Source organism: Pseudoalteromonas sp. DL2-H2.2 (genome assembly GCF_021532535.1).
GTDB classification, from domain to species: domain Bacteria; phylum Pseudomonadota; class Gammaproteobacteria; order Enterobacterales; family Alteromonadaceae; genus Pseudoalteromonas; species Pseudoalteromonas rubra_A.
Genome location: NZ_JAKGBD010000001.1, coordinates 19,812 through 34,442 on the forward strand (window position 1 = coordinate 19,812; position 14,631 = coordinate 34,442).

Genomic DNA, 14,631 nt, shown 5'->3' on the forward strand with positions numbered 1-14,631 from the left:
GAGTTCTCGATGCAGTTTGAACAGTCAAACTTGTTTAAAGCGGTGCAAATGCAGGCCATTTTTTCCGATAGCAAACACTTTGCCGATGCCATTCCAAAAGTCAGCTGGGAGCAGGCCTGCGCGCAGTACGAGCGCGAGATGCCCGAAGATCTGGCGGCTTTTGTTGCACAGCACTTTGAGTTTGCGCCGCAACCTGAACTGGCGGCGCTGAATGCGACGTCGGTGAAAGATTACATCAGCCAGTTATGGTCGCGTCTTGAGCGCGCGCCACAGGCTGGCAATGCCTCGTCACTGCTGGATTTACCAGCGAGCTATACGGTCCCCGGCGGTCGCTTTAATGAGATTTACTACTGGGACAGTTATTTTACCGCGCTGGGGTTGTTGGATGCCGGTCGTACCGAGCAAGTGTCGAATATGCTCGATAATTTTGTCAGCCTGATAGCGCGCATTGGTCATGTACCCAATGGCAATCGCAGTTATTATACCAGTCGCTCGCAGCCGCCGGTGACAGCGTTAATGGTGTCTTTGCTGTGGCAAACGCATTATCAGGATCAAACCTGGCTGCAAAAAGTAACCGAAGCGTTACAAACTGAGCATGCTTTTTGGATGGCAGACAGTGACAAACTGGGCGGCGAGCTGAGCGAAAGCAGGCGGGTAGTGCGCATGCCCTGCGGCGGTGTGATGAACCGCTTTTGGGATGACAGCGCGCAGCCACGACCTGAATCTTATAAAGAGGACATTGAAGCTGCGGATTTACTGGAGCGGGAGCATCGTGCTGCGTTTTATCGTAACATTCGCGCGGCCTGTGAGTCGGGCTGGGATTTCAGCAGCCGCTGGCTGGATGACCCTGCGCAACTGTGCAGTATCAATACGGTGCAACGTATCCCAATCGACCTCAATGCGTTGTTACATCAGCTGGAGTGGCAGCTCAGCGAGTGTTATGCCGCGCTCGGTCAGGCGCAGCAAAGCGCCCATTTCCTGCAACTGGCTCAGCAGCGAAAGCGCCTTATCCAGGCTTATTTGTGGGATAAAGAGCAGGGCTGGTTTATGGACTATCATACCGCATTGCAAACGCGTAGCCAGGTGATGTCGCTGGCCGGGGTTGTGCCCATGTTCTTGGGCCTGGCCAGCCAACTGCAAGCTGAAGCCATGGCGCTGCGACTGGAGCAAGACTTTCTAAAGGCGGGCGGGCTTGTGACCACGCTGACCGAGACGGATCAACAATGGGATAGCCCAAATGGCTGGGCACCACTGCAATGGTTTGCGGTCAAAGGGCTGCTGAACTACGGCTATCGACAGCTTGCAACCAGTGTTGCCAGACGTTGGCTGGCGATGCTGGAGCGCGATTTTGAGCAGCACGGTTGTTTGCTTGAAAAGTACAATGTAGTTGCGCCCGGTGTGCGCGCTGGCGGCGGTGAGTATCTGGTGCAGCAAGGCTTTGGCTGGACCAATGGTGTATCCAGTCGCTTTTATCAGCTGCTGGAAGGTAGTACCAATTTCACTTAATACCTGCTCAATTTGACGGAGCAAATATGACGCTAACTGTGTTAAAAATTTCTCATTTAGAACAACTAAATAACAAAATTTTTGCCTGGTTATCGAACATATTTTCTCGCCTCAAAGTAGAACACTTAATTAAGCAAATTGGTATTAAAGATCGCGGTCATGTCACGCCGGTGGCATGACCGACTTATCAATCCATGAATACAACTCTAAAAAGGATGGCACCTAATACAATAAAAAACAGCACCAATTCGAGTTTATAGACAACCGACTTGGCTTCCCGCTCTGCCTTGTTTTTGGCTATCTCCTTCTTTATATTGGTTTCCTCAGGGTGTTTTTTTTCATAGGCCTGATTGGCTTTTTGGGCAAATTGCCTGCGCTTGTCTGGGCTGAGCGCCTTATTTAGTGCTGAGCCATGATCAGAAACATGGCCTTTGGCTGAACGTCTTGGTGGACTGGGCATAAGAACCTCCTGAACAGACACCTTAAACCAAGTATAGCGCCTGATCAAAAGACTGGCAGCTGACTGCGCTGCCAGGGGAAATAAGAGACGCTGCCAGATGAACCAGTTCACGGCAGGCAGGTCAAAAGGTATACGGTTGAGTGATATTTGTACATTACAGCCGATTACACGAAAGACGGGAGGTGTTTCAGATGGCGCAATTTGCAACACATCTGTTAGTTAGCCTAGGTTTGCTGACGGTGTTTAGTTTGAGCGGTTGTGATACCGCGCATGAGAAGAACGACACTCAACTCATAAACCTTGGGCACAGTGCTGTAGCGGGTCAGTTTTCGGCTGATGGCCGTTATGTTGTGCTGCACAACCCGGGCGATAAGCTCGCCGTTTTCGATGTTGCCACAGCCGACCTGATATTTACCAAGGCCGACCCAATCACACAGTCGCGCAATACCAAAGGCAAAATCCTGGCGTTTAGTCTGAGTGAAGACAACAGGCAGCTGGCGATTGGTTATCGCACATCGGTTGAAGTGTGGGATATCGAGCAGGGTAAGCAATTGGGGACTGTTTCCGTACATCCCACCTCTGAGCTTGCCAAAATATCGACATTGCGCTTATACAACCGGCCATATTTATTATTGGTTGGCTTAAACGATGGCACCATTAACTTGCTTGACCTGAATAATCAGTTAGTTAAAAAAGCAAAGGCCCACGACAGTACAGTCATGCATATCGCGATGAGCGCCCAAGGTCAGAATGTGATCAGCGCAGCGCACGACGGTCAAATACTGTTGTACGATGCGCACACCCTGACGACCAAACGGCGGTTTACATTCGACAGGCGCATTACCAGTGTGGCTCAAAGCCCCGATGAAGCCAGTATGTTTGCATCCGACGCACTGAATGAGCAGCGTATTTTTTCAGTTTATTCAGACGCTGACTATGATGTGACTCTGCGTTACCCGGAGCGTTTCAGGTGGTTTAGAGCCGCTGCCTTTAGTGCTGATCAACGCTATCTGGCCACGGGCTCATCCAAAGCCTGGTGGACGTTATGGGATGCACAAAATGGTCAGGAAATTGGCGCTTTTTATATCAAGGCCCTGAGTCGCGATGCCACCATTATGGATATGTATACCGATTCGCAAGGTCAGCTACTAACGCTGAGCAGTGACGGGTTTATAGAGTTTTGGCAGATCAGCACCTTACTAAATCAGCAATAAAGGCTGGTGTGGTTTTTGCTGCGACTAGCCAGGTCGCGTGTTATTGAGATGTAATAGAAGCCGACGCCACAATTGGATAACCTCCTGGCTGGGCGAACACAGAGGTGTACTTTTACTCTCAGTGAATACACGTATAATGGCGGTTTTAGTGGTGTCATGAGTAGAGTTATGTGGTTTAGGGGATGGCTGGTCCTGTTGTTTGTAATGATATTGGGTGCTTGTAATGACGAGATCCAGCTCAGTAAGGGCAACATCGGCAGGCTGAATGACAGTGGTATTGTGATGGGCCATTTTTCAAAAGATGGCACTAAGCTTGTCACCTTTGATAATCAAAAACAAATCCAGGTCTGGAATGTCGCTGATCAACAAGTTGAATTTACCGTGCCCCAGGACAAGACCCCCGAATTTGTACGAGATATCGCGCTGTCCGAAGACTTGCAGATGTTGGTGATTGCCAGCGAAACAGAGCTGGCGTTTTGGTCACTGAGTAAAGGTAAGCTGATGACGAAAGTCGCATTTGGCGGCGTTACACCGGGCGCGGTGATCACGGCCATGGCCATTTCCCCGAAAAATGACAAAGCCATTGTTGCCATGGCAGATGGCACAATTAACATGGCCGATTTGCATACTCAGATTAATAACCGTTTTGCGCCACATTCGCGGCCTGTTCAGCATGTCTTTTGGGATGACAAAGGCGAGCTGTTTGTTACCGGTGCGCAGGACGGCAAACTGGCATTGTGGAAATTTGGCTCAGCTGAGCCTATTTTTATGAAAGAGTTTGATCATCGGGTGACCAGTGTGGCTGTACGCGACGATTTTTCAGCCTTATTTGCCTCGGATGCGTTGAACGAACAGGTGGTGACATCACTGACCGACGGACAGAGCATAAGCGAGTTGCAGTATATGTCGCGTTTTAAAGTGTTTCGCAAAGCCTTGTTTATAAAAGGTAGTGAGTTGCTTGCAACGTCTTCATCTAAATCGCATTTAAGTATCTGGAATACGCAAAATGGTGAAGAGCTGGGTACTTGGCAAATCAGTTTTGTTCACGATGGCGCAACCATTGTGGACATGTATGCAGCGGACAGACATACGCTTCTGACCTTAAGTAGTGATGGTATTTTGGAGGCGTGGACACTCAACGCACTGGCTCAACGCTAAAGAAGGTGAGGGCATGATTAGATGGATTTTGGTTTGCTTATTGATTGTCGGCGCTAGCATGGCAAGCGCGGCGGCGACCACAGACAACACAGCGGGTAAAGACGCGCAGAGGTATTTGCTCAGTGCTGCACCCGAGCAACAAACAAGTGAGCTGGCCGAGGCTGAAGTTACATCGCTTACCGGGTCAGAGTTTAGTGCGCTCAACCTGATTGCTCTGTGCTTTGTGGCTTACCTGGTGTGGACACTTGGCCGTTATCTGTTGGTGCGTAAACGCGATGTCGATAAAGCCGAAGCTGACAGGCTTAAATGGCAGGTGTATCAGAGCCTAGCCACGTCGCTGGATGCGAAAAATTACACCATTATTAGCCGGCATTTATACCCCAATCAGCTTGACGCGCTGTCAGTGGATTGTGTGGTGTTGTCGCCGTTCGGGGTGTTTGTTGTCGTGGTAGCTGAACAAAGCGGCTTGATAGCCATTGAAACGGATAGCCAGGTCTGGCCCTGTCGGCATAAAAATAAAACCCATTATCTGGCAAACCCTCTGACAGCCGCGGCGCAACGTGCTGCAACGCTGGCTGGTATTTTAAATACGCCATTTGGGGTGCGCTGGATTGTGGTGTTCCCCGATGATGCCGAGTTTAGCCCAACCCGGCCACCCGATTGCTGTAAAGTAAGCGAAGTGTCTTTGGATATTCTCAGGTATACCCGATGTCAGTTTAGCCATGAGCAGGTGCGAATATTTGAGCAGGGTGTTTTAAGTTATGGAGAGCACAATAAACGACTAAGCGCCTGATTTGTTGGTTACAGCTGACATTTTTGATGCGCAGTCGTTGAAATCAGGGTACAATTGCGACTCTTTATCATTTCCCCAGCTGTATTTTATAAGGCATTAAACTGCTCGAATGACCGATCTGACAACACACCAAGCGTCTCGTAATCGACTTCTAATCGCACTTGCACTCACCTGTACCTTTATGATCATTCAGGTAGTTGGTGCGTATTACGCGAACTCGCTGGCGGTTCTGGCCGATGCCGGACATTTATTTGTACACAACAGCTCTTTGCTCATTGCCTTGATAGCTTCGGCAGTTGCAATCAAGTTAGCGAAAACCTATAACGACGGATACAAAAAAGCCGAGTATACCGGCGGGCTGTTCAATGGATTACTGTATTTATCTATCGCCGCCATCATTTTGCTTGAAGGTGGCGAGCGGCTTGGGCATCACGGCGATGGTCATGACCTCAATGTGAACGCCTTTGCAATGTCCAGCATTGCGGCCGTTGGGTTCTTGTTTCACGGGGCGTCGGCCTGGGTGTTGTATAAAGGGCGTAAAGACAGCATTAATGTGTACGCTGTTTTTCTGCATTCCTTTTTTGACTTACTTTCTACCATTTCTACCTTTGTGGCAGGCGTACTGATCCACCTTACCAACTGGGAAGTTATCGATATTATATCGAGCATGCTGATTTCCGTGTTTGTTTTGTTCACGGGTATTAAGGTTATTTATACCTGTATTAAGGGCTTGACAGAAAAGTCGCAGTTGTTGCCAGCGGTCGATAAGCTGGAGCGATTGATCCTCTCGACGGAGCATGTTGAGAGTGTGCATAATGTTACGGTGACTAATCTGGACAATCAGTTAACGGTGGGTGCGCACATAGTGCTTAAACACCATTGCACGATTGAAATGCATGATGAGGCATGTCGCCTGGAGGTTGAGCGCGCTTTGATGAAGAACTATGCGGTCAAACAATGTGTATTACAGATAGAAAGCCACGATTGTCCTGATCACTAAACTTGGCAAAACTCAGTTTTTCCTTTACTTTTTAACAGTATTAATAAAATAAAAATCACCAGTCAGTGAGACTCAGGCAACATAGGTTTGTGTGGTGCGGGTAAACGCCTGCATCGCTGGCTGGCGCACCAGAACGTAACCGTATGCCTGCTGCGTTCGATTTCTGTGGGTGTTGGAAACAAGAGGAGCCTGAGTATTGTTCGGGAAAATAATAGCATTACCTAAGGTAGCAATTGCGGTTGTGCTGGGGTTATTAGGCGGTTTTGCTAACCTGCTGCCATTATGGTTCCTGGATAGTTCCGAATTTCTGCTGGGGCAGCTGTTTGTTATCCTGGCGCTGATGTCGCTGGGGTGGCGCTATGCCTTGCTGTGTGTTGCCATAGGCGCAGCCTTCATATTTTACCGCTGGGGCCATTGCTGGCCCTCGATGGTGTTTTTGTTAGAAATAGCCTGGTTGCAGATATTTTGTGTCAGGCCCAATAAGCCTTTGTTTATGAGGGGGCTGGCGTTTTGGATACTGTTCGGGATCCCGCTACTCTTCCTGTTTGGTAAGTTTGCGCTGGATCTCAATCTGCTGGTGATAATGACGGCTCTGGCCAAATACTTCATCAATGCCGCCATTTGTCTGGTCATTGTTGACCTGCTGTCGCTGTTCTTGTTTAAACAGCTGTGGCAGGCCAAACCGCTCTATCGCATCCTCAATTACATGATCAGTCACCTCATTATTCTGGTGGTGCTGGTGACAACCATTATGCTGACTAACAGCCACTACGAACGAATTGAGTTTGAGGTGCGGGCACAGCTAAGTGATGTGGCCAACACAACCGCACAGCGCATAGATGGCTTTTTAGGTAATCATCGCCGGGCGCTGGCGGATGCGGCCCACAATATTGAAGCCGGACTGGACCCTCGGCAGACGATCACCCGCCTGGTTGAATCATACCCGAATATCCGCACCGCGATTACTGCAGATGCAAGCGGTCTGGTCAGCCACTTTTATCCCGATACATTGAGGACCAGTTTAGCGGGCGAAGTGCCGGCCGTATCCGATCGTCAGTATTTTATCCAGGCACCTTATTATCCTAATGGCTTTGTGTCGGGTATTTTCAGAGGCAGAGGGTTTGGTGATGACTCGATTGTGGCCATTTCAGCACCGATTTACAACACCGGGGACTTTGCCGGTATTGTTGAAGGGTCGGTATTTTTTAATACATTTGAGCAGTTTATTCCCCGCGTCTTATCGCATATGGGGCACCTGATGATCCTCGATAGCGACAATAAAGTGGTCTTTAGCTCACTGAAGTCTGACTTTAATACCCTGGATGCATTGGATAATGACACACTGAATGCGCTGACAAACGACAATCAGAATTTGTATATCGGCAAAACAGAAGAAGTGTTTTACCGGCGTAGTGTGCGCTCAGAGGAGTTTAGCTGGCAGGTTATCAGTTTGATTGAGCGTAAGTACGTGAATATGGCGGTTGCCTCTGCCTGGGGACAGTCTTTTTTCCTCGCCTTATTCATTATTGCTCTGAGCAGTGTACTGGTTAGCAAGCTGACCCGCATGCTGATCAATCCCATGCATGATTTGAGCACCCGACTGAATGGTTTCGACCCCGCCAGTCGTAATGACGATTTGTCACCTCGCGAGGAAGCCACGTTTCTTGAAGTGATCACGCTGCAACAGCAGTTCACTCAGCTGGCATTTAAGCTGTCCATGAGTTTTAAAAAGTTGCAAAAGGCGAATCAGGAAAACCAGTCCCTTAACGCCCAGCTGAAGAATTTTAATGCTCAGTTAGAAACGCAAGTGCAGGAGAAAACGGAAGAGCTGATTGACGCGCTGGACAGGGCCAACAAAGCCAGCTCGGCAAAGAGTTTGTTTTTGGCCAATATGAGCCATGAAATTCGCACTCCACTCAACGGCATTATTGGTATGACCGCAGATATGCAGCGTCAAACCCATGACTCGTCAGTTGCTGAGTCGTTGCAGGTAATCTACCAGTCGGCGCATAATCTGTTGTTGATCCTCAATGATATTCTCGATTACTCGAAAATAGAGGCGGGCGCACTGGAGCTAGACCGGCACGATGTTGAGTGCCGTAAAATGTTACGTTTGTTGACTACCTCGTTTTGTAAAACCGGCGTCAAAGCCGGGGTGACATTCAGTTATGAGGTGAGTGATGCGGTGCCAAGCTATCTCAAACTGGATGAACTTAGAGCCACGCAAATCATCAACAACCTGCTGAGTAATGCCGGCAAGTTTACCGAACAGGGCAGCATTAAGCTGACTGCCAGTTATGTTGATGAAGCCCTGCACATTGCCATAGCAGATACTGGCGTTGGTATTGCGAAGGAGAAGCAAAAGCTGTTGTTTGGTGAGTTTATACAGGCAGATGTATCGACAACCCGTAAATACGGCGGCACCGGACTTGGGTTGACTATCTGTAAGCGCCTGGCAGAAGCCATGGGCGGCTCCATTCATCTGGACAGTGCCTGGGGTAAAGGCAGCACTTTCACTGTGGTCATTCCAGCCCCGGTGGGTGAGGCACAGATTGATGAAAAGCAGCAGATCAGCGCACCAGACTTGCGCGGTGTGAACGTACTGCTGGTTGAAGACAATCCAATCAACCAAATTGTAGCAGCCAAACTGATGGAACATACCGGATGCAGTCTTACCAAAGCCAATGATGGCCTGGATGCGCTGGCGATTTTGGAAGGGGCCGGATTCCCATTGATCCTGATGGATTGTCAGATGCCAAATATGGATGGCTTTGATTGTACGCGCCGGATCAGGCAAAACCCCAATTTATACGGCGCGCCGCATATTGTTGCTATTACAGCCAACGCCTTTAACGAGGATAAAGTGAAGTGTCTGCAAGTGGGGATGGATGATTTTGTTTCCAAACCCATAGAGCCGGATGCGCTCTACCAGTGTCTGAACCGATGGCAAAATCGTTAGCCGACTTCGGCGACATCCGGCGGGTATTGTTCAAGCAGCCCGCTTGCGCTTAAGGGCTTGGAAAAATAATACCCCTGCATATACTCACAGCCCAAATCCCGAAGGAAGCTTACTTGCTGTGCGGTTTCTACGCCTTCGGCGATACACGCCATATGGAGGTTTTGTGCCAGCATATAAATGGTCTTCACGATTGAGCGGTTATGCGGATGGGTTTCTAAAGTACGAATAAAGCTCTGGTCGATTTTGATAATATCGATGGGGAACTGGCTCAGGTAAGTGAGCGACGAATATCCGGTGCCAAAATCGTCTAGCAGCAGGGTAAAGCCAAATTTCTTGAGCTCGGCCAGAGTTCTTCCGGCTTTGTGCCTGTCTGCCAGAAAACTGTTTTCGGTGATCTCTAGCTTGAGCTGGTGATTACTCAGCCCAAACTCTGCCACAATGGTGTTTAATGAAGTGGCAAGGTTGTCGTGCATAATGTGCTGTGGGGAGAGGTTCAGCGACAAATAAAACGATGCCTGCTGGCGGAAAAACGGTGCCAGCTCCTCAAGTGCATGACGCAGTGCTTGTGTCGTCATTTGTTCAATTAAGCCAACTTCCTCTGCGATAGGAATGAATTCAGCCGGTGATATTGCGGTTGACCCCAGTTGCCAGCGCATCAGCAGCTCAACGCCAGTGAGCGTATGATTTGTGGTATTCACAATCGGTTGATAGTGATTGTAGAACTGATTATCTGCAACCGCTTCTTTGAGTGCCGTTTCGAGACTGAGTTTTCTGCTCAGGTGTGCGTTCATCTCACTGGTAAAGAACTTGAAGCTGTTTCTGCCGCTTTGCTTTGCGCTTAGCATAGCGATATCGGCGTTGCGTAAGAGTGCTTCGGCCGTTTGTGCGTCAAAAGGATAAATGGCCACCCCAACGCTCGCCGAAATACTCATCGAAATACCATCCACTTCGTATTTAGCGCACAGAGTATCGATCATGTGCTGCACCAGCTCGGTGACTTGGGCGATGTCTGCAAAGGTTTTTACCAGCACAATAAATTCATCACCACTTTGTCGGCCCAAAATGCAGTGCTCACTGAGCACACTGCTGATCCGCTGGGTCACGGCGATCAGCAGCTGGTCGCCTGCATAGTGGCCGTAAGCATCATTGATGGGTTTAAATTTATCGAGATCGATAAATAACAATGCGCACCCCGCGTTATGCTTTGATGCGTTATAAATTGCGAATTCAATGTGCTGAAGCATCAGGTTGCGGTTGGGTAAGTCGGTCAGAGCATCGAAGTTGGCGAGGTAACGCAGCTCACTTTGTGCCTGTTTTTGTTGCGACAGATCCGAGCCGACAATCACCAGAAACTCGATGTCGCCTTGTTCATCTGCAACGGCATTGATGCTCAGCTGGACCGTGCTCTGTCGCTGTGCATCAAAAGTGATATCGATTTCCTGCTTAATATTCTCTTTAGGCTGGATCTGTCTTAGTGCACCAAGCAACTGAGTCAGCTGTTGTCGCCCCAGATGCTTTTTTAGTTTAGTCAGCTGCTGTTGAGGGGCTTTACTGTCCAGCCCTAAAGCGGCTGCAAGACTTTGATTGACAGACAACAGTTGCAGGTTGCTGTCTAAAATGAGTAACCAGTCCTGAATTTGAGATAAGGCCTGAGAAAACATGGCGGCATTCAGCTGATTGGCTTTTTGCTCTGTTACATTGCTGTAGATACCGGATGCTCTGAGCGGCTCTCCTTGAGCATCCCACTCGCTGACTTTGGCAATATCATGATACCAGAGCCAACCACGTTGTTTGGAATGAATACGGTAAGTAATAGAAAGCTGGCTGTCGGGCGAGGCTAAAAAGCGTGCCCACTGATGCCTGACCATTTCCTGATCTTGTGGATGCACTTTATCAAAAAAAGCGGCAAGGCTGAGTTGCTTACTATGGCTGACATCCTGAGTATTGCCTAGCAGGGTGATTTGCTGAGTCGGGATCTCCATACTCCACAATCCACTTTGTGTTTTTTTCAGTGCCAGATCGGTTTGGGCTTTGGCATGCGCCAGCTGCTCGTAGGTCTGGCGTAGCGCGAGTTGTTTACTCTGGTGCTTACGATAAATAAAGTGCAGCACAGCACAGGCAAACAATGCATAACTGAGCATGGCAAGTGGGGTATTCCACCAGGCATGTTTAACTTCAAAATGCAGCTCGCTCTGGGCACGTTTTTCATGACTGCCGGGTATGAGCTCTGATAATGTGAGGGTATAGTTTCCGGGTTTTAACGTATTAAAAAACAGATAGTTGTTACGGACATGCTTGATTTCAACGGAACTTGGTCCAGACAGGCGTGCATGAACAAAGTTACGCCGTTCATTGAAAATATTGAACTGGCTGAACTCAAAGCGAAATCCCATATCGTCATATTCTAACTGCAAGGTTCCTTCGCGTAATTGCGCCGGGGATGCCAGCACAGACCTTGACATCAGTTGTAGATTAGAAAACGCGAGGGGGTTGCGCTCAGGTGGCAGCGTAAAGGCACTGGGGTTAAACTTCACTGCGCCATTGGGCGTGCCAAAAAGTATCTCGCCCGAATGCAATACCCGACTTGCCCCCAGGTTAAACTCGTTGGTGATCAGACCATTGCGATGGTCAAAATGGTCGAGGTGCAACGTGTCCAAATCTAGTGCATAGAGCCCATTTTGGCTGCTGATCCAAAGCTTATTGTGTAGATCGCGCTCCAGTTGGTACAAAGTGTTGGTTGCTAGCCCCTGGTTTTCGGTGATGTGTATGATGCGTTGCAAGTTACTTGTTTCAAGCGCAATCAATCCTATGGTGTTGGTTGCCAGCCAGAGCCTTCCCTGTGAGTCCTGCATCCAGTCATTAACGAGTGGGTAGGCACTGTCAGGCGCTTGCTCGGCTTGCCACACGGGTGTGAGCTGGTGGTTGCGCCGGTCGTAACTGAGCAGGGCTGTGGCGGTGCTCAGTAGCAGCTCATCAGGTTTTTCTGGTCTGGAAGGCAAAAATAACAAGCTTTGCAAATCATCAAGCTGCGCTTCCAGTTCAGTCAGTCTGGTCATTGATTGTAAAGCAAGGTCGTACAGGAAAATATGATGAAGGGTGTGAAACAACAGGGTGCGTTGATCCAACATTAACGACCCGACCAGATGGTCGTCACCCGTCATGGGCACCTCTGTGTTAGAGGCTTTAATAGGTGAAGTTTGCCCGGTCGAGGTATCAAATTGCTGCAACCCGGCTCTGGTATCGAGCAGCAGGATATTGTCGGCCAGGTAAGGCGAGCTATAGATGCGATAGACGGCATGACTGCCGTAAGCCGGTTTATGATTTGGGTCGCGAAAGTAACTTTGTTGCAGTGTCGGTTGTTGGCCTGCAGAAAAGCGGTGAAGTCCGTCATCGCTGCCAAGCCACAGAGTACCGTCGTCGCTTTGATGTACTGCCCAGATATTATTGTTGAAGTTATTATTCTGAGAAGCGAGCAGCTTGAACCGATACGCAGAAGTTGGCCAGACAAATACGCCATTATTATTTGACCCAAGCCACAGATTTGCATGTTTATCTAACAACATAACGGGAATGGTATTTTGCGGCGTTAAGTAACGACTTTCGGTAAACGAGATAAGTGCGGTAGCACTGTGGTCACGGCGATCAAGCAGGTACAACCCAGTATCTGTGGCCAGGTATTCTCCATAAGGGCCGCGTTCATGTGCCCAAATATTGAGTTTTGGAACCAGTAGGTAGGCTTGCTCGCTGTGTAGCTCAATGTCATCATTTGGGATAACAAACAGTCCTTCTACTGTCCCGACAAGCAGCCCCAGAGCTGAGTCTTGCTTTAGCATTTTCACATTATTGTTGAGCACAGACCGACTTACAGGGCCTAAATGGTTAAGTGGGAAAACCTGGTCGTTTTCAAGCTGAAACAGCCCTGACTCAGTGCCGATGAGCAAAGTATCATGCCATACCTGCAAGGTTCGGACATTAGCCATACGGGGGAGGGTGGCAAGGCGTTTAGAAGCGAGCGTTTTTGCATTGACGGTGTATAACACATTTTCAATCGCAATCACGTAATTGTTCTTGAACTGAGCGACTGCATTGACTGCGGCGTCTGGGGCTATGCCCTGGCGTCCACCCTGGTCAAATAACTTCTCTAGCGCAAAAGTGTGGGTGTTGAGTAAAAAGGCACCTGACTGTGCGGTTGAGATAAAGAGCTGGTTGTCCTCCAGTAGCTTGATCAGCACGATGTCGCTGCCTAAAAGCAGTGACTGGCCCTCAAATGGACTGAACTGATTGCCGTCGTAACGGTTTAGGCCCTGATGGGTGGCTATCCAGATATACCCCTGCTTATCTTGCACCAGGCCAGTTACGCTTGACTGAGAAAGTCCTTCCTGTGTTGAGAGACGGCTGATTTGATTTGCATAATAGGGATCTGCAACCACCAGATGATGGCACATTAATAATAAAGACAATAATGCTGCTTGTAGCCAGTAGTTCATTCTCACGTTCCCAGGCGCACAACAGAGAACAGTCCTTTGACGCTTTGTGCAGTCATAGCTGCTGAGGCATGCATTGCTCAGATTACGCTAATTATATCAATTTATAAGCCGCTCTGAACTAGATTTGGAAAAAATGTACCCAATGGCTAATTTTTAGGTAAAAAATAGCTAACCGGGGCAAAAGCCTAAGCCATTGAACTAAAAGGTGTTAGAAAAGCCCAAGCAATGCAACTACGAATTATTCTCATTATTTCTGTTTTTGTTGTTGATAACCATTTTTGTTTAGATTAAACTTATCCGCAGTTAAGGTTATTGAGAATGGTTTTCAGTTATGTATATCTGCATTTGCCACGGTGTAACGGATAAAAAAATCGCCGAATCGATTGATGATGGCGCAAGGTCTATGCGTGATCTGAGCAAACAGCTGGGTGTAGGTTCACAGTGCGGTAAGTGCTGTAACTGTGCGAAGAAAATACTGAATGAAAAGCTTATCGACATCGTTGATGTCACAGAGCAGGTTGCTTAACCCCTCACTTCATTAAATACACATTCTCAAAAAAAGGGCTTTTCAGCCCTTTTTTAGTATCACATCTGAGTCTGCAAATAGTTTTCGATGCCAGTCACCTTAATAAGGTGTTGCTGAGTTTCCAGCCAGTCAATTTGTTCTTCTTGCTCGTTGAGAATATTGTCCAGTGCTTCGCGACTGATATAGTCCTGCTTTTCTTCACACAAAGCAATGGCGTCTACCAGATCACCCAAAGATGCCTGTTCGAATGCCATATTGGCAGCAATCATTTCCTCGCTGTTTTCACCAATCTTGAGTCTGCCCAGGTCCTGCAAGTTAGGCAGGCCTTCCAGAAACAGAATGCGCTCAATCAGGCGGTCAGCATTTTTCATTTTCTGGATAGACGTTTTATAGTCTGCTTTGTCAAGCATTGTAAAACCAAAATCCTTAAACATACGGGCGTGCAGAAAGTATTGGTTAATACCCACCAACTCGTTTGCCAGAACTGTGTTCAGTGCACTTATAACAGCTTTATCGCCTTTCATAATG

11 protein-coding genes are annotated in these 14,631 nt (G+C 48.4%); 8 read left to right on the forward strand and 3 right to left on the reverse strand.

Annotation, left to right across the window (positions count from 1 at the left end; all coding sequences use genetic code 11):
• Positions 1–9 precede the first annotated feature (9 nt).
• The gene (locus L1285_RS00085; protein ID WP_235410461.1) at positions 10–1,506 is read left to right on the forward strand and encodes a trehalase family glycosidase; all 1,497 of its coding nucleotides are present in this window, start codon (positions 10–12) and stop codon (positions 1,504–1,506) included.
• A 26-nt stretch (positions 1,507–1,532) separates the two neighbouring features.
• Positions 1,533–1,685 carry a hypothetical protein gene (locus L1285_RS00090; RefSeq protein ID WP_235410462.1) on the forward strand — a complete coding sequence of 51 codons (153 nt, stop codon included), beginning with the start codon at positions 1,533–1,535 and terminating at the stop codon, positions 1,683–1,685.
• An 8-nt stretch (positions 1,686–1,693) separates the two neighbouring features.
• Here the strand turns inward: L1285_RS00090 and L1285_RS00095 are convergent, their stop codons facing one another.
• A complete protein-coding gene (locus tag L1285_RS00095) occupies positions 1,694–2,176 on the reverse strand; it encodes a hypothetical protein (RefSeq protein ID WP_235410463.1) in 483 nt (160 codons plus the stop codon).
• Between L1285_RS00095 and L1285_RS00100 the strand changes: the two genes are divergently transcribed.
• The 5 genes from L1285_RS00100 to L1285_RS00120 all read left to right on the forward strand — a co-directional run bounded on the left by L1285_RS00100 (position 2,158) and on the right by L1285_RS00120 (position 9,090).
• Positions 2,158–3,180 carry a WD40 repeat domain-containing protein gene (locus tag L1285_RS00100; RefSeq protein ID WP_235410464.1) on the forward strand — a complete coding sequence of 341 codons (1,023 nt, stop codon included), beginning with the start codon at positions 2,158–2,160 and terminating at the stop codon, positions 3,178–3,180. The two genes, L1285_RS00095 and L1285_RS00100, sit on opposite strands and share 19 nt — an antisense overlap.
• A gap of 168 nt (positions 3,181–3,348) precedes the next feature.
• Complete coding sequence (locus L1285_RS00105) at positions 3,349–4,338, forward strand: WD40 repeat domain-containing protein (protein ID WP_235410465.1); 990 nt, start codon at positions 3,349–3,351, stop codon at positions 4,336–4,338.
• Positions 4,339–4,351: 13 nt separating this feature from the next.
• Positions 4,352–5,131: an NERD domain-containing protein gene (locus L1285_RS00110; protein WP_235410466.1), complete on the forward strand. Its 780-nt coding sequence runs from the start codon at positions 4,352–4,354 to the stop codon at positions 5,129–5,131.
• Between the two features lie 109 nt (positions 5,132–5,240).
• A complete protein-coding gene (locus tag L1285_RS00115; protein ID WP_235410467.1) occupies positions 5,241–6,131 on the forward strand; it encodes a cation diffusion facilitator family transporter in 891 nt (296 codons plus the stop codon).
• Positions 6,132–6,327: 196 nt separating this feature from the next.
• A complete protein-coding gene (locus tag L1285_RS00120; protein ID WP_235410468.1) occupies positions 6,328–9,090 on the forward strand; it encodes an ATP-binding protein in 2,763 nt (920 codons plus the stop codon).
• On the opposite strand, the gene L1285_RS00125 is transcribed toward L1285_RS00120, so the two are convergent.
• Positions 9,087–13,577, reverse strand: a complete 4,491-nt coding sequence (locus tag L1285_RS00125) for an EAL domain-containing protein (RefSeq protein WP_235410469.1) — start codon at positions 13,575–13,577, stop codon at positions 9,087–9,089. The genes L1285_RS00120 and L1285_RS00125 overlap by 4 nt on opposite strands.
• A 331-nt stretch (positions 13,578–13,908) precedes the next feature.
• Between L1285_RS00125 and L1285_RS00130 the strand changes: the two genes are divergently transcribed.
• On the forward strand, positions 13,909–14,103 hold the full coding sequence (locus L1285_RS00130; protein ID WP_125781473.1) for a (2Fe-2S)-binding protein: 195 nt from the start codon (positions 13,909–13,911) through the stop codon (positions 14,101–14,103).
• Positions 14,104–14,162: 59 nt separating this feature from the next.
• Here the strand turns inward: L1285_RS00130 and bfr are convergent, their stop codons facing one another.
• Positions 14,163–14,627, reverse strand: coding sequence for a bacterioferritin (gene bfr / locus L1285_RS00135; protein ID WP_235410470.1), 465 nt, complete (start codon positions 14,625–14,627; stop codon positions 14,163–14,165).
• Positions 14,628–14,631: the final 4 nt, after the last annotated feature.